This is a genomic window from Vibrio sp. 1180_3 (genome assembly GCF_029478545.1).
GTDB lineage: Bacteria > Pseudomonadota > Gammaproteobacteria > Enterobacterales > Vibrionaceae > Vibrio > Vibrio aestuarianus.
In genome coordinates, this window is the sequence record NZ_SJFM01000025.1 from 13933 (window position 1) to 39288 (window position 25356).

The 25356-nt window shown below is 42.9% G+C and carries 24 protein-coding genes; 18 read left to right on the top strand and 6 right to left on the bottom strand.

Features of this window, described 5'->3' with window-relative positions; translation table 11 throughout:
- Nucleotides 1–5: 5 nt before the first annotated feature.
- Nucleotides 6–785: a class I SAM-dependent methyltransferase gene (locus EYW48_RS14895; protein WP_168523899.1), complete on the top strand. Its 780-nt coding sequence runs from the start codon at nt 6–8 to the stop codon at nt 783–785.
- 72 nt (nt 786–857) lie between these two features.
- On the opposite strand, the gene EYW48_RS14900 is transcribed toward EYW48_RS14895, so the two are convergent.
- Together EYW48_RS14900 and EYW48_RS14905 are read right to left on the bottom strand one after the other, a co-directional pair.
- Nucleotides 858–1739, bottom strand: coding sequence for a carboxylate/amino acid/amine transporter (locus EYW48_RS14900; RefSeq protein ID WP_277432619.1), 882 nt, complete (start codon nt 1737–1739; stop codon nt 858–860).
- A gap of 56 nt (nt 1740–1795) precedes the next feature.
- Nucleotides 1796–2221 carry a universal stress protein gene (locus EYW48_RS14905; RefSeq protein ID WP_053309778.1) on the bottom strand — a complete coding sequence of 142 codons (426 nt, stop codon included), beginning with the start codon at nt 2219–2221 and terminating at the stop codon, nt 1796–1798.
- Nucleotides 2222–2375: 154 nt separating this feature from the next.
- Here EYW48_RS14905 and ftnA point away from each other — a divergent pair, with 154 nt between their 5' ends.
- The 4 genes from ftnA (at nt 2376) to EYW48_RS14925 (ending at nt 5597) form a co-directional block, all read left to right on the top strand.
- Complete coding sequence (gene ftnA / locus EYW48_RS14910; protein ID WP_053309777.1) at nt 2376–2903, top strand: non-heme ferritin; 528 nt, start codon at nt 2376–2378, stop codon at nt 2901–2903.
- Between the two features lie 72 nt (nt 2904–2975).
- Entirely contained in the window at nt 2976–3299 is a 324-nt protein-coding gene (uspB, locus tag EYW48_RS14915; protein ID WP_053309776.1) for a universal stress protein UspB, read from the top strand.
- A gap of 141 nt (nt 3300–3440) precedes the next feature.
- Nucleotides 3441–4268, top strand: a complete 828-nt coding sequence (locus tag EYW48_RS14920; RefSeq protein WP_171980710.1) for an HDOD domain-containing protein — start codon at nt 3441–3443, stop codon at nt 4266–4268.
- Nucleotides 4269–4409: 141 nt separating this feature from the next.
- Nucleotides 4410–5597, top strand: a complete 1188-nt coding sequence (locus EYW48_RS14925) for an NAD(P)/FAD-dependent oxidoreductase (RefSeq protein WP_053309774.1) — start codon at nt 4410–4412, stop codon at nt 5595–5597.
- A gap of 70 nt (nt 5598–5667) precedes the next feature.
- Here the strand turns inward: EYW48_RS14925 and EYW48_RS14930 are convergent, their stop codons facing one another.
- Both EYW48_RS14930 and EYW48_RS14935 read right to left on the bottom strand, forming a co-directional pair.
- On the bottom strand, nt 5668–7722 hold the full coding sequence (locus EYW48_RS14930; RefSeq protein WP_277432620.1) for a GGDEF and EAL domain-containing protein: 2055 nt from the start codon (nt 7720–7722) through the stop codon (nt 5668–5670).
- 104 nt (nt 7723–7826) lie between these two features.
- On the bottom strand, nt 7827–8711 hold the full coding sequence (locus EYW48_RS14935) for a DMT family transporter (protein ID WP_176246284.1): 885 nt from the start codon (nt 8709–8711) through the stop codon (nt 7827–7829).
- A gap of 141 nt (nt 8712–8852) precedes the next feature.
- Here EYW48_RS14935 and rmuC point away from each other — a divergent pair, with 141 nt between their 5' ends.
- The 7 genes from rmuC (at nt 8853) to tatC (ending at nt 14977) form a co-directional block, all read left to right on the top strand.
- Nucleotides 8853–10397 (top strand): DNA recombination protein RmuC, encoded by a 1545-nt coding sequence (rmuC, locus tag EYW48_RS14940; protein ID WP_277432621.1) that lies wholly within the window; start codon nt 8853–8855, stop codon nt 10395–10397.
- A 48-nt stretch (nt 10398–10445) separates the two neighbouring features.
- Nucleotides 10446–11228, top strand: a complete 783-nt coding sequence (ubiE, locus tag EYW48_RS14945; RefSeq protein WP_168524781.1) for a bifunctional demethylmenaquinone methyltransferase/2-methoxy-6-polyprenyl-1,4-benzoquinol methylase UbiE — start codon at nt 10446–10448, stop codon at nt 11226–11228.
- Between the two features lie 9 nt (nt 11229–11237).
- Nucleotides 11238–11843, top strand: a complete 606-nt coding sequence (locus EYW48_RS14950; RefSeq protein ID WP_171981419.1) for an SCP2 domain-containing protein — start codon at nt 11238–11240, stop codon at nt 11841–11843.
- On the top strand, nt 11840–13471 hold the full coding sequence (ubiB, locus tag EYW48_RS14955) for a ubiquinone biosynthesis regulatory protein kinase UbiB (RefSeq protein ID WP_277432622.1): 1632 nt from the start codon (nt 11840–11842) through the stop codon (nt 13469–13471). The genes EYW48_RS14950 and ubiB overlap by 4 nt, the downstream gene beginning before the upstream one ends.
- A gap of 57 nt (nt 13472–13528) precedes the next feature.
- Nucleotides 13529–13765, top strand: coding sequence for a Sec-independent protein translocase subunit TatA (gene tatA / locus EYW48_RS14960; RefSeq protein ID WP_053309767.1), 237 nt, complete (start codon nt 13529–13531; stop codon nt 13763–13765).
- 3 nt (nt 13766–13768) lie between these two features.
- Nucleotides 13769–14167, top strand: coding sequence for a Sec-independent protein translocase protein TatB (tatB, locus tag EYW48_RS14965; protein WP_168524777.1), 399 nt, complete (start codon nt 13769–13771; stop codon nt 14165–14167).
- 66 nt (nt 14168–14233) lie between these two features.
- Nucleotides 14234–14977 carry a twin-arginine translocase subunit TatC gene (gene tatC, locus EYW48_RS14970; protein ID WP_053309765.1) on the top strand — a complete coding sequence of 248 codons (744 nt, stop codon included), beginning with the start codon at nt 14234–14236 and terminating at the stop codon, nt 14975–14977.
- A gap of 66 nt (nt 14978–15043) precedes the next feature.
- Here the strand turns inward: tatC and EYW48_RS14975 are convergent, their stop codons facing one another.
- Nucleotides 15044–15805, bottom strand: a complete 762-nt coding sequence (locus tag EYW48_RS14975; protein ID WP_171980590.1) for a TatD family hydrolase — start codon at nt 15803–15805, stop codon at nt 15044–15046.
- Between the two features lie 188 nt (nt 15806–15993).
- On the opposite strand from EYW48_RS14975, the gene hemB reads away from it, so the two are divergent.
- On the top strand, nt 15994–17043 hold the full coding sequence (gene hemB / locus EYW48_RS14980) for a porphobilinogen synthase (RefSeq protein WP_053309763.1): 1050 nt from the start codon (nt 15994–15996) through the stop codon (nt 17041–17043).
- Nucleotides 17044–17851: 808 nt separating this feature from the next.
- The gene (gene polA / locus EYW48_RS14985; protein ID WP_176313083.1) at nt 17852–20644 is read left to right on the top strand and encodes a DNA polymerase I; all 2793 of its coding nucleotides are present in this window, start codon (nt 17852–17854) and stop codon (nt 20642–20644) included.
- A gap of 746 nt (nt 20645–21390) precedes the next feature.
- Here the strand turns inward: polA and yihA are convergent.
- Complete coding sequence (gene yihA / locus EYW48_RS14990; RefSeq protein WP_053309761.1) at nt 21391–22071, bottom strand: ribosome biogenesis GTP-binding protein YihA/YsxC; 681 nt, start codon at nt 22069–22071, stop codon at nt 21391–21393.
- Nucleotides 22072–22238: 167 nt separating this feature from the next.
- On the opposite strand from yihA, the gene EYW48_RS14995 reads away from it, so the two are divergent.
- From EYW48_RS14995 to EYW48_RS15010, 4 genes are all read left to right on the top strand, one after another.
- Nucleotides 22239–22856: a c-type cytochrome gene (locus EYW48_RS14995; RefSeq protein WP_053309760.1), complete on the top strand. Its 618-nt coding sequence runs from the start codon at nt 22239–22241 to the stop codon at nt 22854–22856.
- Between the two features lie 714 nt (nt 22857–23570).
- Entirely contained in the window at nt 23571–24209 is a 639-nt protein-coding gene (locus tag EYW48_RS15000) for a class I SAM-dependent methyltransferase (protein WP_053309759.1), read from the top strand.
- Entirely contained in the window at nt 24209–24760 is a 552-nt protein-coding gene (gene yihI, locus EYW48_RS15005) for a Der GTPase-activating protein YihI (protein ID WP_053309758.1), read from the top strand. Before EYW48_RS15000 ends, yihI begins: the two co-directional genes overlap by 1 nt.
- Before the next feature lie 8 nt (nt 24761–24768).
- Nucleotides 24769–25257 carry a DUF2489 domain-containing protein gene (locus EYW48_RS15010; protein WP_053309757.1) on the top strand — a complete coding sequence of 163 codons (489 nt, stop codon included), beginning with the start codon at nt 24769–24771 and terminating at the stop codon, nt 25255–25257.
- Nucleotides 25258–25356 lie beyond the last annotated feature (99 nt).

Consider the following 25356-nt stretch of genomic DNA (forward strand, 5'->3'; position numbering starts at 1 on the left):
TCAACTTGCAGCTACAACTGATTTGCGAAGCACCTACACAGCAGCCACGTTTGGATGACTTAGCTCATCGCTGGGGGCTTGAACATAGTCAAACGAGTCAATTTGCGTTGGTGTTAACCGAGTATCGACTTGAGCTACGTAAGTTGGATGAGCCTAAGTTAGGGGCTATTTATGTCGACTTAGTCAGTGGCGCGGTGGCGCATCGTCGCAAGTTTGGCGGAGGGAAAGGTCAATCCATCGCAAAAGCGGCTGGGCTGAATAAAGGTGCCACTCCTAATATTTTGGATGGAACGGCAGGGTTAGGGCGTGATGCGTTTGTACTGGCTTCCTTGGGCTGTAAAGTACAAATGGTTGAACGTCATCCTGTGGTTGCTGCATTGCTCGATGATGGCTTAGAAAGAGCAAAGCTTGATCCTGAGATTGGTACTTGGGTTGGAGAAAGAATGACTTTGCTTCATGCTTCAAGTCATGATGCCCTTGATAAGTTGGCGCAAGATCCTCGTTTTGAAAAGCCAGATGTTGTCTATCTTGATCCAATGTATCCTCATCCGGAAAACAAAAAGCAAACGGCATTAGTTAAAAAAGAGATGCGGGTTTTTCAGTCATTGGTAGGCGCAGATCTCGATGCCGATGCCTTATTAGCCCCCGCGTTGAGTTTGGCGAGCAAGCGGGTTGTGGTCAAGCGTCCAGATTATGCTAATTGGTTAGATAATCAAAAGCCGAGTATGGCAATCGAAACGAAAAAGAACCGATTTGATGTCTATGTTAAAGCAGCAATGTGTTAGCAAAGAGATTACGTAAGAGTAAGAAAATAGCGCCTACATTTTAGTAGGCGCTGTCATTTTATATGACTTCACTTAATTGGTCGTTTTACTTTGGGCCATGACTTTGCGTTTAACCCATGTTTCATTGACCCATAAGGAAAGTAAGATAATCGAGCCACCAATACCAAGGCGCATCAGGTCAACATCTCGGTTCCAAATCATAATATTTACTACCAAGCCCGCAGGAACTAGAGCATTGTTCATGATCGCAAGTGCGCCGGCATTAACCAGACAAGCGCCTTTGTTCCAAGCAAAATAACCAAGCCCAGAAGCGATTAACCCCAAGTAAACCAAAATGCCCCATTGCAACGATGTGGTTGGCAACTTATCGCTGTTACCAAACAACAAAAAAGCAATACTTGCCACCACTAACGCACCTAAATAGAAATAACCAAACACGGTATGCTGCGACAGCGTGACTTGCTGTTTTTCCATCACGTATTTGTATGCGACTTGACCGATGGCAAAACACAGGTTGGCACCTTGTACCACAAAGAAGCCTGTTAAGAAGTTATCGTTTATCCCGGCAAATTTAATAAATACTGCGCCTACAACGGCAATGGCAGCTGTCACTAAATACCAGGGAGAAAAACGTCCTTTGAGTAAATCGTAAATAAGCGTGACATAAATAGGCGTAAAAACGGTAAATAACAGTACTTCTGGCACTGATAGCAATAAAAAGGACTGATAATAGAAGCAATACATCAGTCCAAGCTGAATTCCACCAATTACCATCAGTTTTAGGATTAATTGAATGGGGATAGATTTAAATTTAATAAATGGCAGGAATACAAGGCTTGCTAGTGCCACTCGCATCCAAACCGAGAACCAAGAGTCAACCTGACCAGCTAAGTAAACGCCAATCAGGCTAAAAGAAAATGCCCAAAGTAGGGTAACTGCAGATAAATAGATCATGATACATAACGATGATTAATTAATGCTCTGCAGTCTAACTGAGTTTTAGCTTGCCGTCAGTCGTGAAGTGGCACGACCAACATATCTACTGGTGAGCAGTTAATTAACTGACGAGTAGACGACAGTAATTTACTCCAAAAATCTTGGTGGTGACCGCAAACAACCAAATCAATGCTAAATTCATTGATCGTTTCGCACAGCTCATTACTTAAATCACCGCTGCCGACTAAGGTATGTCTAATAGGGTACTGTGCGTAATTTGCCAAAGCTTGCAGTTGTTTTTGAGATGATTCCATCGATTGGTGCTGAGTTTCTGCTAAATTTATATCGATAAGTCCGGTATATAGTTCGGCATAATTGACATCAATGTGGATAAAAGAAATCTCGGCTTCAAGTGGTTTTGCTAATGCTACGGCTTTATCTATCAATAGCTTGCTGTCTTCTGAAAGATCAATCGCAACTAAAATATGTTGATAACTCATAGTGCTATCTCCTGATGGGTTTTATATAAAGATTAGCATCGAGGTTGAGAGTTTTTTGTCGAAGTGATCCCATATCCATATACTGAGTACAAAGTGTTATGGTGGAGTTCATGGTATAGTCAATTCAAATCATAAGAGAAATTAGGAGTCGTCAATGCTGTCACAAGCTATGGTTGAACAATTGAATGAGCAAATTAATCTCGAATTTTTTTCATCCAATCTATACTTACAAATGAGTGCTTGGTGTGAAGACAAAGGATTTGAAGGTGCAGCAGAGTTTTTACGCGTTCACGCTGTAGAAGAAATGCAACACATGCAACGTCTCTTCACGTATGTGAGTGAGACAGGAGCACTGCCTATCCTTGGAGCGATCGCAGCGCCGAAACATGATTTTGCAAGCCTCGGAGAGGTATTTAGCGAAACTTATGAACATGAGCAGATGATTACTCAACAGATTAACAAACTGGCTCATTCGGCATTTACATCTCAAGATTACTCAACATTTAACTTCCTTCAGTGGTACGTGTCTGAACAGCACGAAGAAGAGAAGTTGTTTAAAGGGATTTTAGATAAGCTAGAGTTGGTTGGTGATGATGGAAAAGCACTGTTCTTCATCGACAAAGACCTAGCGGCAATGGCAAAAGCAGGCTCATCTTCTGTAATGGATGCCCAAGCTGTGTAATTTCAGCAAAAAGACTTAGAAGCGGTCGTCTTTTTCTTCGGGTTCTCCATGCAGAGGTGTAGGGAGGAAAAGATGATCACTGGAGATACAATTTTATTAGCGTTGATGCTTGTAACAGGGGTAAACCTTGCTCGTTATTTTACAGCACTACGTTCACTTATTTATATCATGCGTGAAGCTCATCCGTTGCTTTACCAGCAAGTCGATGGAGGCGGCTTTTTTACCACGCATGGTAATGTCACTAAACAGGTTCGTCTTTTCCATTATCTAAAAAGTAAAGACTATCACCATCATCATGATCCAATCTTTACAGGCAAATGTGATCGAGTAAGGGAACTCTTTATTCTATCTATCTCATTATTAGCGGTAACCACCTTTGTTGCTTGTATCGTTTAAGCGTTAGAGTAAAGGAGCGAAATCGCTCCTTTACTTTGCCTGACCTAATTCCAATGCTGTGCAGCTAAATTTATTCGTCATTGTTTAGCATTATAAAAGCACTCCAACTATCCTTTAAACGATGATAAAAGGATGGATTCAATGGAAGAAAAAGCCTTATTTAGTCGTCTAAATGAGTTACCTCGTCTACGACAAATATTGCAAGAACTGCTTGAGATGGTTAACCAAAATGACGTTGATTTTGGTGAACTGACACGTAAAATTTCAATGGAACAAGTATTAAGTGCGCGGCTACTGCGCTTGGCTAATTCTGCGCATTTTGGTGGAAGCCGAACTGTGGCATCGATCAACGATGCGGTGATTCGAGTTGGCAGTGGTTCAGTACGCACCATGGTTATCGCCTCAGTATTATCCAGTGCCTTTCCTAAAATTGATACGCTCGATTTAACTCAATATTGGGCCGATACGTTTGAGATTGCTCTTATCGCCAGTAAGTTGGGGGCTGCGATAAAATTAGATGCAAACAGCGCTTTCACCATTGGGATATTACACAATATAGGCTTGTTGATGATCCACTCTTTGGTGCCTAAAGAAGCACTAAAAATACGTGAGTGTGTTGAATCGGGAGAAGATGAAATCGAAGCACAGCGCCATATTATCCATACTGACGCTAATGTGCTTGGTGCTAAGTTAGCCAAAGCATGGAAGTTTCCTGATGAAATGATCGATGCCATTGCCTTTTCAGCTCAACCAGACAAAGCGCAGTTGTCACCAAAATTAGCTCGCGTACTGCATTTTGCTCGTGATATCCATCATCAATGGGATATTCTCACCGAAAAAGAAAAGCTTACTTTCTTGGTGGAGCATTCTGATTCCCGCATTTTAGCTATATCAGCGAGCTTTGCAGAAACAGTGGATAGCGTTCGTGGTTGTGGCCGTGATCTCGCCGAGCAATTAATGGAACGTTAAGTGGTGGCTTGTTGATCTTGTCTTCATTCAATTAGTCGCTAGAATAGCCGCAATGTTTAAGGATGTACGCTCATGCAGTACATCCTTTTTGTTTGTTATTGGGTGCGTAAAGCGTGCTTGATTAAAGAGTAGGTAGTAAGCATGATTCATCAGTTCGACGTGGTCATCATTGGCGCAGGGGCCGCAGGATTAATGTGTGCCGCACAAGCAGGTATGCGTGGCAGAAATGTTTTAGTGATTGATCATGCTAAAAAGCCGGGCCGAAAAATTCTCATTTCCGGTGGTGGGCGCTGTAATTTTACCAATTATGATGTCTCGGCAAGTAACTACTTATGTCGTAATCCACACTTTGTTAAATCCGCTTTGTCGCAGTACACCAATTGGGATTTTATCTCAATGGTGAGCAAGTACGATATTGCCTTTGAAGAGCGCGATCACGGGCAACTATTTTGTCTCGATTCAGCTAAAGATATCGTTAATATGCTGCTAGCGGAATGCGATATGCCCAATGTTAAGCAGCGTTACCAAACGGATGTTCAGTCTATCGAAAAAACGCAAGACGGTTTTTGTCTGCAAGTTAGTGGGGATACGATTGAGTGTCAATCGCTAGTGGTAGCGACTGGGGGATTATCGATGCCAAAACTCGGCGCTACTCCGTTTGGTTATAAAATAGCTGAGCAGTTTGGCTTGCCTATTGTTTCAACCACTGCTGGTTTGGTGCCGTTTACTTTACACAAGCAAGATAAAGAAGATTTTACTGAGCTTTCTGGTATCGCCATTCCAACGCAAATTACAGCAGAAGATGGCACTGTATTTAAAGAGGCGCTGTTGTTTACTCATCGTGGTTTATCTGGACCTGCAGTGTTACAAATCTCTTCTTACTGGAAAGCAGGGCAAAAGGTGACGATTAACTTAGTACCGGAAATAGATGTGCATGATCTATTGGTTCAATCTCGTGAGCTGCACCCCAATCAAAGCTTGAAAAACACCTTAGCCAAAGCACTGCCAAAGCGTTTAATCGAAGTGTTACTTGAGCGTAAAGAGCTAGAAGATAAACCGCTAAAGCAGCTTAATCCCAATGATCTTCTTGCTATCACACATTATTTAGAGAATTGGCAAATTTTACCTAATGGTACTGAAGGGTATCGGACGGCGGAGGTGACCTTAGGGGGGGTTGATACCGATTACCTCTCTTCTAAAACGATGGAGTGTAAATCTGTCGCTGGCCTATATTTTATTGGTGAAGTGATGGATGTGACAGGTTGGTTAGGTGGGTATAACTTCCAGTGGTGTTGGTCTAGCGGCTTTGTTGCTGGCTCATGGGTATAATTTTTCCTAAACAAACTGAGTTGAAAATGCTGTAGATAGGCTAAAATCCCTCCGACAAAATGGCTAGGAATTAGCCATTCTTCTTCAGTAGATTCGTTGCATCCTCCACACTAAGTGGGCGACCTAAATAGTAACCTTGACCAAAATGGCAACCAATTTGGTCAAGGTAACTCATTTGTTTTTCATCCTCGATACCCTCAGCGGTAACAATCAGCGATAAGCTATTCCCCATCGCTAAAATGGCCGCGACAATGGCATTGCTTTCTTTATCATCGGGAATGTCATTGATAAACGAGCGATCGATTTTCAACTTTTGTAGTGGTAACCCTTTGAGGTAAGAAAGCGAAGAGTAGCCCGTACCAAAATCATCCAATGCGATACCCACCCCTAGTTCTGCAATTTGCTGCAAATCATGAATCGCTTTTTGCTTGTTTTCGATTAAAAAGCCTTCGGTGATTTCTATTTCTAGTTTATGGGCTGGGAGCTGTGATTCGCTGAGAATGCGGATCAACATTTCGATAAAATTACTCTGTTTAAGTTGTATTGCTGATACGTTCACGGATAACTTGTCTAACAGATATCCCGCATCGAGCCATTGTTTTGCTTGCTGGCAGGCGGTGCGTAAGACCCACTCACCAATTGATTGAATCGCACCGGTTTTTTCCGCCATAGGTATAAATTCGTCGGGTGATACTAAACCCAACTGAGGGTGATGCCAGCGAATGAGCGCTTCAAACCCGAGTAAGGTTTGATTGTGTAGATTAAATTGAGGCTGATACACTAAACTAAATTGCTTGAGTTCGACACCCTGATACAACGCCGATTGTAAGCGTACCCTTGATATGGCGACATCCGTTAGCTCCGGCGAATAAAACGCGTATCCATTACGGCCATTCTTTTTCGCTAAATACATCGCTGTATCGGCATTTTTCAGTAGTGCTTCCGGTGTTTGTCCATCTTGAGGGTAATTTGCGATACCAATGCTGGTCGATAATCTTAAAGATTCTTCACCAAAGTCAAAATAGCGCTCAAAGACAGAGAAAATATTATCGAGGATCGGCACTAAAGATTGCTCTGGTGGTAGTTTTGTCAGCAAGATAACAAACTCGTCCCCACCAATTCTTGCAATATGGTCGGTTTTTTTCAGGCACAGCTTAAGACGGTTGGCAAGTTCAACTAAAACTTGGTCGCCGTAAAAGTGGCCAAAGCTGTCATTGATGTGCTTGAAGTGGTCGATATCCAAAAATAATGTAGCAAACGTTAGCTTTGTACTGTTATAGCGCTTAATTTGGTGGGCTATCTCTTGTAATAAATTGGTCCGATTCGGTAACTCTGTCAGTGGATCAAAATAGGCCATTTGCTCAAGTTTTGCTTCATGAGCTTTACGTAGAGAGATGTCTTCAAATACACATAGGTAGTTTTTCACCTGCTGGTGGTCATCGAAAACTGGGGTTATCGTTGAGAGCTGTGGGTAGAGAGAGCCATCTTTGCGACGGTTAAGAAATTCACCTTTCCACGATTTATTCTGCGAAAGGTTGTGCCATATTGCTTGATAAAAAGCGTCATCGTGATGACCTGAGCGTAAAATTCGAGGGTTACGACCTATGACTTCATCGGCTTGATAGCCTGTAATTGCGGTGAAGGCAGCATTGACATCAATAACATTGGCTTTGTCGTCAGTGATCATCACTCCTTCACGAGAGTGATTAAAAATTTGTGTGGTGAGGTTAAGTTGATTTTCTAACTGGCGGCGGCGGGTGACATTACGTGTCATGCCCATAGTCCCAAGTAATTGGCCATCTTCGCTATAGATGGGAGCCTTTATCGTTTCCAACCAGACTTCACTTTGATCGTTATCTGTCGATGAGCACTCTTCGACGACTAGCTGAGTTTTATTATCAATAACCCATTGATCTACAGATATAAATTTCCGGGCCAATTCATCGTCAAACAATTGATAATCGTTTGATCCTAAAATTTGCTGCGTCGATAACCCCCATGCTTTTTCTACTGCCTTATTACATAGTATATAGTTACCATCTGGGCTTTTTAGCCAAGCGTGGTCTTCTAGACTGTCTAAGAACTCTTGTAGTTTTGGTAGAGTGTAGGTGATTTTATCTGGCATCGACAATTCGTTCGCTCAGTTTGGTGACTCTATTTAGGATAGCAGAATCATACTTAGTAATATTGATACGACTATCATTTTTGTTGTTTTACTGACGATCAGCACTAGCTCTGCTTTGTTTTGAACTGCTGAATTACTAAACCTGCAATAATCAGCACCAAACCAATAAGGGTGGTGGGGTGAATGGTTTCACCAATAATGGTAGCCAGTAATAGCAGTGAGATAAAAGGTGAAGCGAAAATGAGATTGCTGATCCTCGCGGTATTGGCCGTGAGCTTTAATGCACTTAACCACAGCACGAAGGTCACACCCATTTCAAATAAGCCGACATAAGTTACTGCGCTCCAACCTTTGATGGTGATTTGTTGCCAACTTGCCCCTTCATAGCAACTTAAGCCAATGGCAAACGGAATGGCGATTAGAAACCCCAGTAAAACCCCAATAACTGGGTCTGCGGTGTTTTTGGTATTGAGAATCCAGTAGCTTGCCCACAGTAGCGTCGATAGTAATGCCAACCCAACACCAAGGGGGCTATCAAATTGCATGGCTAAAATATCGCCTTTAGTCGCGATGACGACGACTCCGAAATAGCTTAGTGCACAGGCAATCCAATCTTGTTTGCGAATGGTTTGCCCTAAAAAGACGGCTGCCATCAGGGTCAGTGTAATAGCCCAGCTGTAATTGATTGCTTGCGCTTGAGAGGCGGGCAGCAATGAATAGGCCTTAAACAAAATAAGGTAATATGCGAGAGGGTTGATCAGCCCAAGTAATAAGTAATACCAAGGGTTGGCGATAAAGGTACTGACGACTTGATTCAGTTTGCCTTGAATTGCACAAATTACCAATAGCGCGAAGCCTGAAACGATGCTCGCAACGGTGAGCATTTGTATCGGAGTAAATTCAGCTAGGGTGAGTTTGAAAGCGGTGGCAACCGTTGACCACAATAATACAGCTGATAAGCCAAAACCCAGTGCGCGTCGTTCGTCCATGTATCCTCATTACAATGATTGTTGAAATAGTGTTCAGCGGCGCAAGTCTATAGCTTGCTGTTAACTTGCACAAACTGGACATTTATCCAGTATCGAAATACCATTTAAGCATAACTGATGAAATAGAGTTAAGCCGTTATTATGCAATGGATTATTGAAAACCAAGTGTTAGTGCTTTCAACGTTAAGCAGTGCTGTGATCAGCGGCTCAGCGGTCGGTTGGTGGGTGAAACAAAAACTGAATCTAAAAAGCGAGTTATTGCAGCAGCAGATTGACACTAATAATACGCATCATCAGCAGCAAATTACCGAGTTAAAACAAGCATTACAACAATCGCAACAAGAGTTAGATGAGCTAGACGAAGAGCGAGATAAAGCTGCGTTTGAGCTTAAACAATCTCACGGTAAGTTGATGGCCGTAATGGAAAAATTGCGTTATTTCGAAGCAGTAAAACAAGAGCGGCAGCAGTATTCGAATGACTTAAACCAGATGCGAGAGCAGAAATCACAGCTCGAAGCGCAGTTACGCGAACAAGAAGCGCGCCATGAACAGCAAATTCAATCAAGCCAAGAAAAACTGCAACTGTTAGAGCGTGCCGAAGATCGCTTAAAGCAACAATTTGAACATTTAGCCAATCAATTGTTTGAAGCAAAAACGGCCAAAGTTGATCAACAAAATCGCCAAAGTTTAGAAGGTTTGCTCTCTCCGCTCAAAGAACAACTCGAAGGATTTAAGAAACAGGTCAATGACAGCTTTAACCATGAGGCCAAAGAGCGCCACACATTAGTTCATGAGCTGAAAAACCTGCAACGCCTCAATGAACAGATGACTAAAGAGGCGGTGAATCTAACTCAAGCACTTAAAGGTGATAATAAACAGCAAGGTAATTGGGGTGAGGTGGTGTTAGCCCGCGTGTTGGTCGAGTCAGGCCTGCGTGAAGGGCATGAATATCAAACCCAAGTCAGTTTGCAAAATGACGCCGGCAAGCGTTATCAACCAGATGTTATCGTCCATTTACCACACAATAAACAAGTGGTGATTGACTCGAAAATGGCTTTAGTGGCGTATGAACGTTACTTTAATGCCGAAACTGATACGCAGCGAGAGCGTGCATTAAGTGAGCATTTACTTGCACTGCGAGCTCATATAAAAGGGTTGGGACAAAAAGATTATCATCAACTTAAGGGGCTTCAGAGCCTAGATTATGTGTTGATGTTTATTCCGGTTGAACCTGCTTTTCAGGTGGCGATTCAAGCTGACCCTAGTTTGGTTAAAGACGCCATGGAGCAAAATATTATTTTAGTCAGCCCAACCACATTATTAGTGGCGCTACGTACTATTGATAATTTATGGCGCAATGACAGACAAAATCAAAACGCGCAATTAATTGCCGAGCGAGCCAGTAAACTCTACGACAAACTGCGTTTATTTGTCGATGATATGGAAGGTTTAGGTGGGGCGTTGGATCGCGCTAATCAAAGCTATCAAGGGGCGATGAATAAGCTAGCGACTGGGCGTGGCAATGCCATTCGTCAAGCAGAAAGCTTCAAACAACTCGGCGTTGAAATTAAACGTTCAATCAGTAGCGAATGGGCAGAACAAGCTCAAAATGAGGCATTGACTGAAAATGCCAAGGAAAATGAGCCGTTAGTAGAAAGACATCAAGCTGAGGATAAAGTAAACTAATCGTCCGCAGTAGCTTATAACAACACGTGCTGCCTAAGAGGAATCAGAATGACGGATACAAGCGTGCAATCAAAAACAGCGTTAGAGACAACCAATACCACTCACTTTGGTTTTGAAACCGTAGCGAAAGAAGAGAAAGTGGCCAAAGTGGCACAAGTTTTTCACTCTGTTGCTACTAAATACGACATTATGAATGATCTGATGTCGGGTGGTATTCATCGTTTATGGAAGCGTTTCACGATTGATTGCAGTGGTGCTCGCCCAGGGCAACGTATTTTGGATCTCGGTGGTGGCACGGGCGATTTAACTGCGAAATTTTCTCGTATTGTGGGTGAGAAAGGGCACGTTATTCTGGCGGATATCAACAATTCGATGCTGAATGTTGGGCGCGATAAACTGCGTGATAACGGTATCGTAGGTAATGTGCATTACGTGCAAGCAAATGCGGAAGAACTACCGTTTCCTGATAATTATTTTGATTGTATTACCATTAGTTTTTGTTTGCGTAATGTGACGGATAAAGACAAAGCATTGAGCTCAATGTTCCGTGTATTGAAGCCGGGTGGTCGCTTATTAGTATTGGAATTCTCTAAGCCAATTCTTGAGCCATTGTCGAAAGTATACGATGCATACTCATTCCATTTGTTGCCGAAAATTGGTCAGATGATCGCCAATGATGCAGACAGTTACCGTTACTTGGCGGAATCTATCCGCATGCACCCAGATCAAGAAACCTTGAAAGGGATGATGGATGAAGCCGGCTTTGAGCAAACCAGCTACTACAACTTAACGGGCGGTATTGTAGCGCTGCACCGTGGTTATAAATTCTAAGGATTGAGCATGCCGTTTGAGCCTTTAGTGACTGCCGCAATTGAAACGACACTCAACACGTTAATTCAAGACGATCCACAACTGGGTCGTCGTTTATCACGCCTTAAAGGGCAAGTGATCCAAGTTAATCTCAAAGAACTTAATAAAACGTTGACCTTCATTTTTAGTCAGCAAATTGATGTTTTAGCTGACTATGAAGGCAAGCCTGACTGCTACCTCTCTCTCAATTTGTCTGTTTTGCCACAATTGCGCGAACAAGCCAATATCACCCAGTTGATCAAGCAAGATAAATTGGTGTTAGAAGGCGATATCCAATTGGCGCAAAAATTTGCGCAGCTCATGACTGATTGTAAACCTGATGTCGAAGAGTGGTTGTCGCGTATCACTGGGGATGTGGTTGCTCATACTTTGGTTCAAGGTATGAAAAGTGCGGGGCAGTTATTACAAGCGCAAGTCTCTAAACACCAAAACCATATGGCTCAAGTTTTGACCGAAGAGTGGCGTTTATTTCCTGGTTCGTTAGAAGTGGCTTATTTTTGTGATCAAGTGGATGACATAAAAAGTCAGGCCGCTCGTATAGAAGTAAAAATTCAACAACTGTTGGAGCAAGTATGACCCCAACTGAATGGAAGCGTTTATACCGAATCATTCAAGTTCAGCTGGAATATGGCCTAGATGAACTCTTGCCAGAACATCAGTTAACGAAAGCTCCGATACTGGCACGTAAAGGGCTGTTCTGGATAAAAAATCGCCATCCTGATAAACCATTAGGTGAGCGATTGCGCTTAGCATTACAAGAGCTTGGCCCTGTATGGATTAAGTTTGGACAGATGATGTCTACGCGGCGCGATCTTTTTCCTCCGCATATCGCAGATCAGCTCGCGCTATTACAAGATAAAGTGGCACCTTTTGATGGCGCGTTAGCGAAACTTCAGATGGAAAAAGCGCTGGGTGGCAGCCTTGAAACTTGGTTTGATGATTTTGATATTGAGCCACTCGCTTCCGCTTCAATTGCGCAAGTGCATACGGCAAAACTTAAATCTTCAGGGCGGGAAATCGTACTAAAAGTGATTCGCCCTGATATTCAGCCTGTCATTGATGCAGATATCAAACTTATGTACCGCATGGCACGCATTGTCGCCAAAGCCCTACCGGAAGCTCGACGACTCAAGCCTGTTGAAGTTGTACGTGAGTACGACAAAACCCTTCGTGATGAACTCGACCTACGTCGTGAGGCAGCCAATGCCATTCAACTGCGTCGCAACTTTGAAAATAGCGAAGAATTATACGTACCAGAAATTATTCCTGACTTTAGTAATAAAACTGTCATGGTTTCTGAGCGAATATACGGCATCCAGGTTTCAGACATTGCAGGGTTACAAGCCAATGGCACTAATATGAAACTTTTGGCGGAACGTGGCGTGAGCGTATTTTTCACTCAAGTTTTCCGCGACAGTTTCTTTCATGCAGATATGCACCCTGGTAATGTGTTCGTCAACCCAGAAAACCCAGAAAACCCACAGTGGATAGGGTTAGATTGTGGCATTGTTGGTACGTTAAATAGTGAAGATAAACGTTACTTAGCTGAGAATTTTCTTGCCTTTTTTAACCGCGACTATCGCCGGGTTGCACAATTGCATGTTGATTCAGGATGGGTTCCACGTGAAACCAACATTGATGAATTTGAATTTGCGATTCGCATTGTGTGCGAGCCAATTTTTGCCAAACCACTATGCGAAATTTCATTTGGCCATGTGTTGCTAAACCTATTTAACACAGCTCGTCGTTTCAATATGGAAGTGCAACCGCAGTTGGTGCTACTGCAAAAAACCTTGTTGTATGTTGAAGGGTTAGGACGGCAACTCTACCCGCAGTTAGATTTGTGGCAAACAGCGAAACCATTTTTAGAAAAATGGATGATGAATCAAGTTGGACCACAAGCGTTAATTAATGCGCTGAAAGACCGAGCACCATTTTGGGTCGAAAAATTACCAGAATTGCCTGAGCTTCTTTACGATAGCCTCAGACAAGCTAAAGCAATGAACCAACGAATGGATCAGTTTTATCAGGGTTACTGTGACACTAAGCGTCAACAGGCGACCGGGAAGTTTTTATTTGGCATTGGTGCCACTTTAATCGTATGCTCGGCAATATTAGTCAACAGTATTTATCAGCCATTGTCACTGACAGTAGGGCTTGTGGGTATCACATTTTGGCTGTTTAGCTGGCGAGCTTATCGTTAATAAGCGGTAAGCTCTAACAATTGTTATTTTGTTTAAAAAATCCCCGAGGTAAAGAAAATGGGCGGTATCAGTATCTGGCAACTTCTTATCATTGCGGTAATTGTTGTATTGCTATTTGGAACGAAAAAATTACGCGGCATTGGCGGTGATTTAGGCGGTGCAGTTAAAGGCTTTAAAAAAGCGATGAGTGAAGATGAACCTGCGAAAAAAGATGCAGACTTTGAACCGAAAAACTTAGATCAGCAGAAAACGGAAGCGACTGCTGAAACTAAAAAAGATAAAGAGCAGGCATAACACGTGTTTGATATCGGTTTCTGGGAACTGGTATTAATATCTGTTGTTGCGCTGGTGGTTCTTGGGCCTGAACGTTTGCCTCATGCGATTCGCAGCGTGGCTAAATTTGTCAGTACTGCAAAGAACATGGCAAACAGTGTGAAAGATGAATTAGCACACGAGCTTAAAGTTCAAGAACTGCAAGATAACTTGCGTAAAGCTGAGCAAATGGGGATGGAAGATTTATCTCCAGAACTTAAGTCTTCAGTGGAGCAGTTAAAACAAGCTGCGCAAGATGTTCAGCGACCTTATGCGAATCCATCACCTTCAGATGTAGCATCAGAACGTAGTGAAGATATCGTTGAAGCCACTCCTTCTTCAACGGATTCGCAGCCAGCAACGGCAGATAAGAAAGCCGATTAGTCTCTATTGGAGGAGTTACTGCTGCGGCTGTAGCTCCTCTTTTGATCTATTTATATGAGGTTCGATATGTCTTCTGCTGAGCAGACGCAGCCTTTAATTAGCCATTTGTTGGAATTACGAGACCGGTTATTGCGAGCGATTGCCGCCGTGATCGTTATTTTTATCGGCTTGGTGTATTTTTCGAGCGATATCTATGATTTTGTCTCTAAACCGTTGGTAGAGCGTTTGCCCGAAGGGGCAACCATGATTGCTACCGATGTTGCATCGCCGTTTTTTACCCCCTTAAAATTAACCTTGATTGCCTCAGTATTCATTGCGGTGCCATTTATCTTGTATCAAGTTTGGGCGTTTGTTGCTCCAGGCTTGTATAAGCATGAGCGCCGCTTAGTGATGCCTTTGATGTTTTCCAGTTCACTGTTGTTTTACTGTGGCGTCGCTTTTGCCTATTTTGTTGTGTTTCCGTTGGTGTTTGGGTTTTTTACCGCGATATCTTTAGGGGGAGTTGAATTTGCGACGGATATTTCGAGTTATCTTGATTTCGTTTTAGCGCTCTTTTTAGCCTTTGGTATTGCCTTTGAAGTACCCGTTGCCATTATTTTATTGTGTTGGACTGGTGCGACTGATCCTAAGACTTTAGGTGAAAAACGCCCTTATATTATTGTTGGAGCATTTGTCGTCGGCATGCTTCTGACGCCACCAGACTTAGTGTCACAAACCTTACTTGCGATACCAATGTGTTTGTTGTTTGAAGTTGGATTATTCTTTGCACGTTTTTATGTGCGTAAAGAGAGTGATGAAGAGCAACAATAAAAAAGAAAGCATATCGTTGAATAAAAAAAAGCGGCAGATTTGCCGCTTTTTTATCTCATAGATTATTTAAATAGCAAATAATGAGTTTGCGTTTAGATTGGTAATGGTTTGAATTTCATCCAACGACCTATCGGTTAACTGTGCGACACGCTGAGCGACTAACTGCGTGTAAGCGGGCTCATTACGTTTCCCTCGGTGTGGAACGGGTGCCAGATAAGGGCAGTCGGTCTCAAGTATCACCCACTGTAAATTTAACTGTGGAATCACCACATCCATTCCACCATTTTTGAAGGTAGAGACTCCTCCAAGGCCAAGGTGGAATCCTAAATCGTTAATTGCCTTTGCCTCTTCAATGCTACCGCCAAAGCAATGAAATACACCCGCTAGTGATCCATCTTGTTCTTTGGTGAGTAACTGTAAAGTTTCGTTGATTGAATCACGGGTATGAATTACGACAGGTAAATCACGCTCTTTGGCCCAGTTGAGCTGGGTGATAAAGGCCTTCTCTTGTTGAGCTTTGAAGGTTTTATCCCAGTATAAATCGATACCGATTTCTCCCACGGCGATAAAAGGGTGTTTGTCAAACCATGACTCAATCACAGTCAGCGTTTGTGCGACATTTTCATCGACATAGCAAGGGTGAAGCCCCATCATTGAATGACAAATGTCAGGGTAGGCCGCTTCGGTTGCTAGCATCGGTTGGATAGAGTCGAGATTGATATTTGGTAGCAGTATTTTTTCAATCCCTTGTGTTTTAGCGCGTTGCACGACTTCATCTCGATCGTGATCAAATTCAGCAGCATAAATATGGGCATGGGTATCAATCATGGTCTGTCTCTATCAATAAGAAATATTCTGAGAGTATACGTAAGTGTGAGCCTGAGATCATTTTTCTGATTTTTGTAGATTGCCGCTAGCGTCACAAAGCGAGAGTGATATGATTTCGCCACACTTGATCAACAGCGGTGCCAAAGAAAGATCGCTTTCTTTGACTGCGAAAAAACAAGGAGAATAGAGTGTCAGTATCCATTCAAGGTCAGTTCCCAGGGCGTCGTATGCGTCGTCTACGCAAGCATGATTTCAGCCGTCGCCTAATGGCTGAGAATCAGTTATCGGTTAACGATCTGATTTACCCAATGTTCATTCTAATGGGGAAAGATCGTCGTGAGCCTGTGGAGTCAATGCCAGGTATTGAACGCCTCTCTATTGATTTAATGTTGGAAGAAGCCCTGCATTTAGCAAACCTTGGTGTACCTGCGATCGCGCTTTTTCCTGTCGTTAACCAAGATGCAAAAAGCTTATGTGCAGCAGAGGCTTATAATCCAGACGGTTTGGTGCAACGTGCGGTTCGTCTACTGAAAGAGCATGTTCCACAAATTGGTGTGATCACCGATGTTGCGCTTGATCCATTCACCACTCATGGTCAAGACGGCATCATCGATGAAACGGGTTATGTGATGAATGATGAAACGACGGAAGTGCTGATCAAACAAGCTTTATCGCATGCTGAGGCTGGAGCTGATGTGGTTGCGCCATCCGACATGATGGACGGCCGTATTGGTAAGATTCGTCAAGCTCTAGAAGAAGCCGGGTTTATTCACACCCAAATCATGGCTTACTCTGCAAAATATGCTTCATGTTATTACGGGCCATTTCGTGATGCGGTTGGTTCAACCGCGAATCTTAAAGGTGGTGATAAGAAAAACTACCAGATGGATCCAGCCAATAGCGATGAAGCTATTCAAGAAGTTGCGATGGACATCAACGAAGGTGCAGATATGGTAATGGTTAAGCCTGGCATGCCATACCTTGATATTGTTCGTCGCGTGAAATCTGAACTACAAGTTCCAACCTTTGCTTATCAAGTCTCTGGTGAATATGCGATGCACAAAGCCGCTATTCTAAACGGTTGGCTGAAAGAGCGTGAAACGGTCATGGAATCATTGTTGTGCTTTAAGCGTGCTGGTGCTGATGGCATTTTGACGTACTTTGCAAAAGATGTCGCGCAATGGCTAGCCGAAGAAAACGCAAAGCCAGCGCAGTATCTACAGACTGACGCTGAATAATATTGACCATACTTTTCTAGGCTGACTTTATCCCCTTCCTACTCTAAGTTGTTTGGGTATAGGTCAGCTTTTTTATTTCCTGAAAATTCCTGCATTGAATTTTATTAACCTCATGAAAAATAAGATAAATATTCCTTTTCTCTATTGAGACTATCATTGTGTTTGTGCCGGTATAAAAAATAAATGATATTTTTTCTCATTTAAACTTGATAATTAAATGAGAATCATTATTATTAACTTTGTCTTAGGGACGAGGAGAGTTCACAAGGACGTCAAGTTTACGATTCACCAACGATTCGGTGTTAATAGTGACGAGACAAATTGCTAATGAACTTGCACCGCTTCTTTTTGACACGACATTGCTCACATTGCTTCCAGTGTAATTTATAGCTTTATAGCAAAACTGAATGAGTGACTTCACTTAGTTTTGACTTTTTCTGCTAGGCGACATCTTCGGGTGTCGCTTTTTTTATATCTAAACGATCAAGTGATTCCTAGTGGGTGTCTAAAAGGGCAGCGGTAGTCTTTTCCACAATGGATGATCGTAAAAAGATCATGGCGACATTGTTCGATCTTTGTTTTTGTGTTTTAAATACAATGATTTAAGTGTGTCTTTTTGGTGTTTATGTGCATATTGATAACGTGTGGATAAAAATTATGAACAGAGTTATCCACAGATTGGCTTGTGCGCTACAGGGCAAATAAGCAAAATCTTTCGAAGCTAGGCGTGTGTTGGCGTGGAAACCTCTGGGCAGTCATGGCATCCTTAGTCATTACATTCTGTATTCTCCTTGGATAGCAAAAGACAATGGCTCGTATACCAGATAACCCGTTCATTCTAATTGATGGTTCTTCATACCTTTACCGTGCATTTCATGCCTACCCTGGCACCATGAGTAATGGTGAAATCCCAACTAATGCCGTATATGGTGTGGTTAATATGCTGCGAAGCATGATGCGCCAGTTTTCTTCTGAGCGCATGGTGGTTATTTTTGATGCGAAGGGGAAAACCTTCCGTGATGAGATGTATCCACAATATAAAGCTAACCGACCACCAATGCCGGATGATTTGCGTTGTCAAATAGAGCCATTACATAACGTAATTCGAGCCATGGGTTTACCCCTTATATCTATTGAAGGTGTGGAAGCTGATGACGTAATCGGCACGCTAGCATCTCAAGCCTCCAAAGTGGGTATGCCCGTCTTAATAAGTACTGGCGATAAAGACATGGCGCAATTGGTAGATGACAATATTACGTTGATCAACACCATGACCAATCTAGTACTTGATCGAGAAGGGGTGATTGAAAAGTTTGGTATTCCACCAGAACTTATTATCGACTATTTGGCTCTGATGGGCGATAAAGTGGATAACATTCCCGGTGTTCCGGGCGTTGGTGAAAAAACCGCTTTGGCTTTGCTACAAGGTATCGGCAGTCTTGAACAGATCTATGACAATTTAGATAAGATAGCCCCATTAGGTTTCCGTGGTTCTAAGACCATGGCGCAAAAACTGGCTGATAATCGTGAGAATGCGTTCCTTTCTTATCAGTTAGCGACCATCAAACTTGATGTTGAATTGGAAGAAAAACCAGAAGCATTGCTGAAAACTCAGCCGAATATTGATGAACTAATCAAACTGTACGGGCAGCTAACTTTTAAGTCTTGGTTAACCGAGTTGCTTGACGGTGGCACTGGCGTCATCGAAGCGGATGAAAAGTCGGGCAGTACACCACCTTCTTCATCCAGTTCAGCTTCAGAGGTTGATAGTTCAGCGGTGACGATTGACCGCAGTCAGTACCAAACTATTTTAGATGAAAAAACATTTAGCGAATGGTTAGATAAGTTGAAAGCGGCCGACGTATTTGCTTTTGATACGGAAACCGACAGCCTAGATTACATGGTAGCAAATTTAGTCGGTGTTTCATTTGCGACAGAGGAAGGCGTTGCCGCGTACGTTCCTGTGGCTCATGATTACTTAGATGCACCGCAACAGCTTGATCGAGACTGGGTCTTATCACAACTCAAACCGATTCTAGAAGATGATAACCAAGCCAAAGTAGGGCAAAACCTCAAGTACGATGCGAGTGTATTGGCACGCTACGATATTGAGATGAAAGGCATTAAACACGACACTATGCTGGCTTCTTACGTTTATAACAGCGTAGGTGGCAAACATGATATGGACAGCCTAGCATTGAGGTTTTTACAGCATAGCTGCATCTCATTCGAGCAAGTTGCAGGTAAAGGCAAAAACCAACTGACGTTCAACCAAATCGATCTAGAACAAGCAGCGCCTTATGCTGCGGAAGATGCCGATGTTACTTTGCGGCTCCACCATCGTTTGATGGGCTATATCGAGCAAGATGAAAAACTGAACAGCGTTTATCAGCAAATTGAAGTGCCGCTAGTGCCAGTTTTATCGCGTATTGAGCGTACCGGAGTGATGATTGACGATATGCTGCTTAGCGCTCAATCACACGAAATAGCCGCTCGCTTAGAGGAGCTTGAGCAAAAAGCGTTTGAGATTGCTGGCCAGCCTTTTAATCTCAGCTCACCAAAACAGTTACAAACCATTCTGTTTGAGCAAATGGGTTTGCCTGTTATCAAGAAAACGCCAACCGGCGCTCCGTCAACGAATGAAGAAGTACTGCAAGAGTTAGCGCTTGATTACCCATTGCCGAAAGTGATTATTGAGCATCGTGGTTTAGCCAAACTGAAATCCACCTACACCGATAAACTGCCGAAGATGATTAACCCAACCACAGGGCGAGTGCATACTTCTTATCATCAGGCTGTGACTGCGACGGGCCGTTTGTCGTCGACCGATCCGAACTTACAAAATATTCCTATTCGTAATGAAGAGGGACGCCGTATTCGCCAAGCATTTGTTGCACCTCATGGCTGGAAAATCATGGCTGTCGACTACTCGCAGATTGAATTACGTATTATGGCGCATTTGTCTGGTGATAAAGCACTGCTTGAAGCCTTCCAACAAGGAAAAGATATCCATGCCGCTACCGCTGCCGAGATTCTTGGGGTCAGTATTGATCAGGTGAGTAGCGAACAGCGTCGCCGAGCTAAAGCGGTTAACTTCGGTCTCATTTATGGAATGAGTGCATTCGGGCTAGCCAAACAGCTTGGTATTCCACGCGGTGAAGCGCAAGGGTATATGGATAAATACTTTGAACGTTATCCTGGTGTAATGCAGTACATGGAAGATACTCGCTCAACGGCAAGTGAGTTGGGATATGTTGAAACCTTGCTGGGACGTCGTTTGTATTTACCTGAAATTAAATCTCGTAATGGGATGCGTCGTAAAGCGGCTGAACGTGCGGCGATCAATGCGCCGATGCAAGGTACTGCTGCCGACATTATCAAAAAAGCGATGTTGTTGGTCGATGCATGGATTGAAGAGCATGGACAAGGACGAGTTAAGCTATTGATGCAAGTACACGATGAATTAGTATTTGAAGTTCAAGAGACAGCTTTAGCCGAAATTGAAAGTAAAGTACAACAATTGATGGAATCTGCAGCGGATCTTAAAGTGCCATTAGTGGCTGATACTGGTCATGGAGATAACTGGGATCAGGCACATTAATCGTTTTTTACACTAAACACCCTGATTTATATGAGCCAGCACACAAATGCTGGCTTTTTTTTATCATGAAATAAGAATGGTGCATTTTATGTGTTCTGTTGTTTAAGAAATATTTAGTGAAAAAAAACTACAAAAAAGTTTCCCATTTCTGACCACTTGTTGTACATTAACTCTCGTAGGGTACAGAGGTAAGATGTTCTATCTTTCAGACCTTTTGTTTCACGTTATTGGATTAGGCTGATTCAGCCGCCCCAGTCAGTATTTGACTGGGGCGTTTTTTATTGGGCGAAACAAAAATCAATTCAGCGATCCCATTCTATTTTCAGTCACGTTATTTTCTTTATTTTGGCTTATCTCTATTTTGTGTGTAACACACGATTTTGTAAGAAATCATCAATCACATTTTTATTATTTCTACTAGAAAATCAAGTTGCTTCTAGAGATGTGTTTCGGTTTTTTTGTCTTTTATTCAATGAGTTGTGATTTATTTTCGCTTTTATAGAGCAGGAAAATATAGACGCTAAGCTATTGAAAAAGAGCGCGGATTAGGGAATGCTTAACGCATAAGAATAACGATTAATTTTTCTCTCCCGTTGCCCCACCAGGATGGTGGGGATTTTTGTTTTTATCACTTCTCTTTTGCTGCACATAAACCTTTGCCGCAATCTGTTAGGGTTCAATATCCGTCGCCCAAAAAAAGCCCCACCAAACAAAATGGCAGGGCTAGATTATCTATCGACATGGAATTACTCGGGTTGAGAATCGTCGATAGAGGTTGTTTCTGTTAACTCTTCATCGGCTTGCTCTGCGTCTAAATGTGCTAACGCTGGTGCAAACCAAGTGTCCAGTTTATTGCGTAGGATATCGACTCCGAGTCCTTTGAGTGAAGAAAAAGCATCAACACTCACATCACCGCCAAACGCTCGCGCATCTTCACGAATTTTTAACACTTGAGCCTTGCGAGCACCACTTTTTAGCTTATCAGCTTTGGTCAGTAGTACTTGTACGGGAATGTTACAGTCGACTGCCCAGTAAATAAGCTGCTGATCGAGATCTTTCATCGGGTGGCGAATGTCCATCAGTACCACCAACCCTTTCAAACAGCGACGTTTTTGTAGGTATTCTCCGAGCGACTTCTGCCATTTTTTCTTCATTTCTAAAGGAACTTGAGCAAAGCCATAACCCGGTAAATCAACGATGTGGCAACCGTCCATCACCTTAAATAGGTTGATTAGTTGGGTACGACCAGGTGTTTTACTGGTTTTCGCCAAGCTCTTTTGATTCGTCAGGCGGTTAAGCGAGCTTGACTTACCTGCGTTGGAGCGTCCTGCAAACGCAATTTCTATTCCTTCGTCATCAGGTAGATGACGAATGTCAGGCGCACTGGTAATGAAATGCGTGTTTTGATAATGAATTTTTACGCTCACTGTTAACTCCATCTCGACTTTGTGTAGTCGATTGATTACTTTTTTGTGAAATTGTGTAAAATAACCGTGCTCGGCATAAGGTCGCCTATTGTACCATGAGTCGCCACTGAGAGTGAGTAGCAACTGTCTGGTGGTACTGGAAGCTTGATAATTATAAATGGAATGTCATGAAGAAATTAGCGCTAATCTTGAGTCTTTTAGCCAGCTGCTCAGTGTGGGCCCAAGGCAGCATCGAAGCTGGTAAAGCAAAATCTCAAACATGTGTTGCCTGTCACGGTGCTGACGGTAACAGTTTAATTACTACCTATCCTAAACTTGCAGGTCAACACGCTAAATATATGGAGAAGCAGTTAATTGAATTGCGACTTGGTATGACCAGCGGTGGCAAGCAAGGTCGTTATGATCCGGTCATGAGTGGTATGGCTATGCCGCTTAGTGATGAAGATATTTCGGATCTTTCGGCTTATTTCGCCTCTTTACCTATTTCAGCCAACTCAACGCCTGAAGATGTCGTTAAGACTGGTAAAGCATTGTATAGCGGCGGTGATGCAGAGCGTGGTTTGACCGCATGTATTGCTTGTCATGGTCCGCGAGGTAATGGCACTGAGCTTTCAGGTTTCCCTAAAATTTCTGGTCAGCATGCTGACTACATCAAAGCTCAGCTGCAAAAATTTCGTGAAGGTTCACGTAACAATGACATGAACGGCATGATGCAAGATGTAGCTAAAAAGCTAACCGATGCTGATATCGAAATTTTGTCTAAATACGTTGGTGGCCTGCACTAATCCCTACATCGTTCGAGCAAAGTTTTATGAAAACGCCCTAGTATTATGCTGGGGCGTTTTCTTTTGTGAGCTTGATCACCGGCTGTTTTTTACCACGAGCGGATAACTTACCCATTGTTGTGTAAGAGATCGACCATACTTGATGGCGCAATCGATGATGGTCACTCTATAAGCTATTGAATTTATGGATAGCTGGATAGTTACTTTGAAAATGAGTGTAAAAATAGCTCAATTGACGTTGAGTCAAATGTGCTGTCGAGTAAAGTAACCACATCGGCAAGACGCTGGTAAAGGAATTCAGACCAAGGTGGTCTCCAAGGAGTAGGCAAAGGATGCTGCTTTTAGGAATAAGGATTAGCGTAAGCAAGGGAGCTTGCGCGATAAGGATGGTCGACTCGTCTAAAGGTTCGGACAGGGAAAAGGATCAGGCTTGGGATAAGCCCAGTGGCAGGATGTCAGTAGGATAGACAAAATTCATCAGGAAGATGAAAAACAACACCTTTTGCATGGAAAGCACCAAGAACAAAAGGAATATTGTGCACGCGATGAGTGCAACACAGTTTCGTCACCTTAGGTGACACATTTTAGAGAGCGATAGGGTGACCTATCGCTTTTTTTATCTTTTTTCACTTAGCTGATGAAAAAATGCTCGGTGACTCTCCACTCTAATGCCAGTTTCTGGTATGTTGCGCATCCCTGTTTGAGGATGTCAGTATGCACACTTGCCCATTATGTTTTAGTGAACAAATTGTTCCATACTTTGAAGATAAGGCTCGCGCTTATCTCCAGTGCCAACAATGTGCGCTAGTGTTCGTCAATCCTGATCATCGCCTTGACGCGAAAGCTGAAAAAGCATTTTATGATCTGCATAACAATAACCCACAAGATATGGGTTACCGCCGCTTTTTATCACGCGTGTGTGAGCCAATGTTAGAAAGGATTAAACCTGCATCAAATGGGTTAGATTTTGGTTGTGGTCCCGGTCCAACATTATCGATTATGTTGCAAGAAGCGGGGCACAATATGGCGTTATACGATATCTTCTTTCATCCAGATGAAAAGGTATTGCAAACGACCTATGATTTTATGACTGCCACTGAAGTGATCGAGCATTTACATGAGCCGCACCAAGTTTGGCAGCAATGGTTAAATTTAGTTAAGCCGGGTGGCTGGATTGGGTTAATGACCAAGCTAGTCAAAGACGTAGACGCGTTTGCTGGATGGCACTACAAAAATGATCTCACACATGTGATATTTTTTAGCCGTGAAACCTTCCAGTACTTGGCCAAGCGGGATGAGCTTGAACTTGAATTTATTGGTAATGATGTAATTTTACTGAGGAAACCCCAGTAATGAGCCGTAATAAGAAATCCAGAAAGCCTGGTTCAGCCATTGATGCTGACGTGATTGTAACGCGTAACCGCAGTGAAGCTGATGTTGAAGGACGTCTACGTAAAAGACTGAAGAAAAAGAAAGGTCTTAAAGCGGGCAGCCGACATTCAGATGGTTCTGAGCAAAAACAGCGCGCAGCAGCGCAAGCACGCGACCCTCGTTTAGGTAGCAAAAAGAAAGTCCCGCTGATTGTTGAGCCAGTTAAAAAGCAGACCAAACAAGAGCGTCGATTGTCAGCAGCACAAGAGCTGGAAATGCTAGAAAACGATGCGCAGTTGAATATCTTGCTTGATCGTATCGATAGTGGTGAGAATCTAGGCGCTGGTCTACAAAAATACGTAGACGAGAAGCTTGATCGCATTGAAGCGTTAATGAAGCAGCTTGGCATTTACGAAGAAGATCAAGAAGAAGACGAAGCATTAGAACCTGTAACAAAGGCAAAAGCTTCACGCTCTGATGATGACTTACTGTCAGATTTCGAAGACTTCGATCTCAACGACTTAAAAGGATAAAGATTGCGATGAATGTAACCTTGTTAGCCATTGCTGGTGGAGTCATTATTCTCAGCTTAGCGTCTTACGCTGGTTACCTTCTGCTGCAACTGAAAAAGCAAAAGGATTTGCAGCTTCAACACCAAACATTGGCTATTGAAAAGCGTAATGCGAATATTTTTGATAGCGTCAATACGCTATGCATGGCGGGTATTCAAGGCCAATGCGATCTCTCTGAGATCAGCATTCGCGTATACTGCATCATGGATTATGTCCAAGGTGAGCAACGCATCGATTTTGATAGCGTGTATCCTGCTATTTCAGAGCTTTACCATATCGTAAAAGATATGCCGCGTGGAGAAGAGCGCCAGCAGCTTCCTAAGCAAGAGCGGATGAAGCAGAATTTGGCTCGCCAGAAAGCAGAAGGCCGTTTAACCGATGCGATTGTTGAAGAATTGAAAGCGTTGCAAACACGCATCGCACCACTGAATAATCAAATCACTATTCAAATGGTGTAAGTTTGGCTCTAGCTTTTTTGAGTGAGTGATCACGCTAGCAGTTTCGAACATTTCTACACAAATTTCGTTTTGCTACCCGACGTACATCATGGTCGTGTG

Excerpts from the sequence above, each read along its gene's own strand:
- EYW48_RS14900 (WP_277432619.1), bottom strand. The coding sequence starts at position 1,739 with ATGATCTATTTATCTGCAGTTACCCTACTTTGGGCATTTTCTTTTAGC.
- EYW48_RS14905 (WP_053309778.1), bottom strand. The coding sequence starts at position 2,221 with ATGAGTTATCAACATATTTTAGTTGCGATTGATCTTTCAGAAGACAGC.
- ftnA (WP_053309777.1), top strand. The coding sequence starts at position 2,376 with ATGCTGTCACAAGCTATGGTTGAACAATTGAATGAGCAAATTAATCTC.
- uspB (WP_053309776.1), top strand. The coding sequence starts at position 2,976 with ATGATCACTGGAGATACAATTTTATTAGCGTTGATGCTTGTAACAGGG.
- EYW48_RS14920 (WP_171980710.1), top strand. The coding sequence starts at position 3,441 with ATGGAAGAAAAAGCCTTATTTAGTCGTCTAAATGAGTTACCTCGTCTA.
- EYW48_RS14925 (WP_053309774.1), top strand. The coding sequence starts at position 4,410 with ATGATTCATCAGTTCGACGTGGTCATCATTGGCGCAGGGGCCGCAGGA.
- EYW48_RS14930 (WP_277432620.1), bottom strand. The coding sequence starts at position 7,722 with ATGCCAGATAAAATCACCTACACTCTACCAAAACTACAAGAGTTCTTA.
- EYW48_RS14935 (WP_176246284.1), bottom strand. The coding sequence starts at position 8,711 with ATGGACGAACGACGCGCACTGGGTTTTGGCTTATCAGCTGTATTATTG.
- rmuC (WP_277432621.1), top strand. The coding sequence starts at position 8,853 with ATGCAATGGATTATTGAAAACCAAGTGTTAGTGCTTTCAACGTTAAGC.
- ubiE (WP_168524781.1), top strand. The coding sequence starts at position 10,446 with ATGACGGATACAAGCGTGCAATCAAAAACAGCGTTAGAGACAACCAAT.
- EYW48_RS14950 (WP_171981419.1), top strand. The coding sequence starts at position 11,238 with ATGCCGTTTGAGCCTTTAGTGACTGCCGCAATTGAAACGACACTCAAC.
- ubiB (WP_277432622.1), top strand. The coding sequence starts at position 11,840 with ATGACCCCAACTGAATGGAAGCGTTTATACCGAATCATTCAAGTTCAG.
- tatA (WP_053309767.1), top strand. The coding sequence starts at position 13,529 with ATGGGCGGTATCAGTATCTGGCAACTTCTTATCATTGCGGTAATTGTT.
- tatC (WP_053309765.1), top strand. The coding sequence starts at position 14,234 with ATGTCTTCTGCTGAGCAGACGCAGCCTTTAATTAGCCATTTGTTGGAA.
- EYW48_RS14975 (WP_171980590.1), bottom strand. The coding sequence starts at position 15,805 with ATGATTGATACCCATGCCCATATTTATGCTGCTGAATTTGATCACGAT.
- polA (WP_176313083.1), top strand. The coding sequence starts at position 17,852 with ATGGCTCGTATACCAGATAACCCGTTCATTCTAATTGATGGTTCTTCA.
- EYW48_RS14995 (WP_053309760.1), top strand. The coding sequence starts at position 22,239 with ATGAAGAAATTAGCGCTAATCTTGAGTCTTTTAGCCAGCTGCTCAGTG.
- EYW48_RS15000 (WP_053309759.1), top strand. The coding sequence starts at position 23,571 with ATGCACACTTGCCCATTATGTTTTAGTGAACAAATTGTTCCATACTTT.
- yihI (WP_053309758.1), top strand. The coding sequence starts at position 24,209 with ATGAGCCGTAATAAGAAATCCAGAAAGCCTGGTTCAGCCATTGATGCT.
- EYW48_RS15010 (WP_053309757.1), top strand. The coding sequence starts at position 24,769 with ATGAATGTAACCTTGTTAGCCATTGCTGGTGGAGTCATTATTCTCAGC.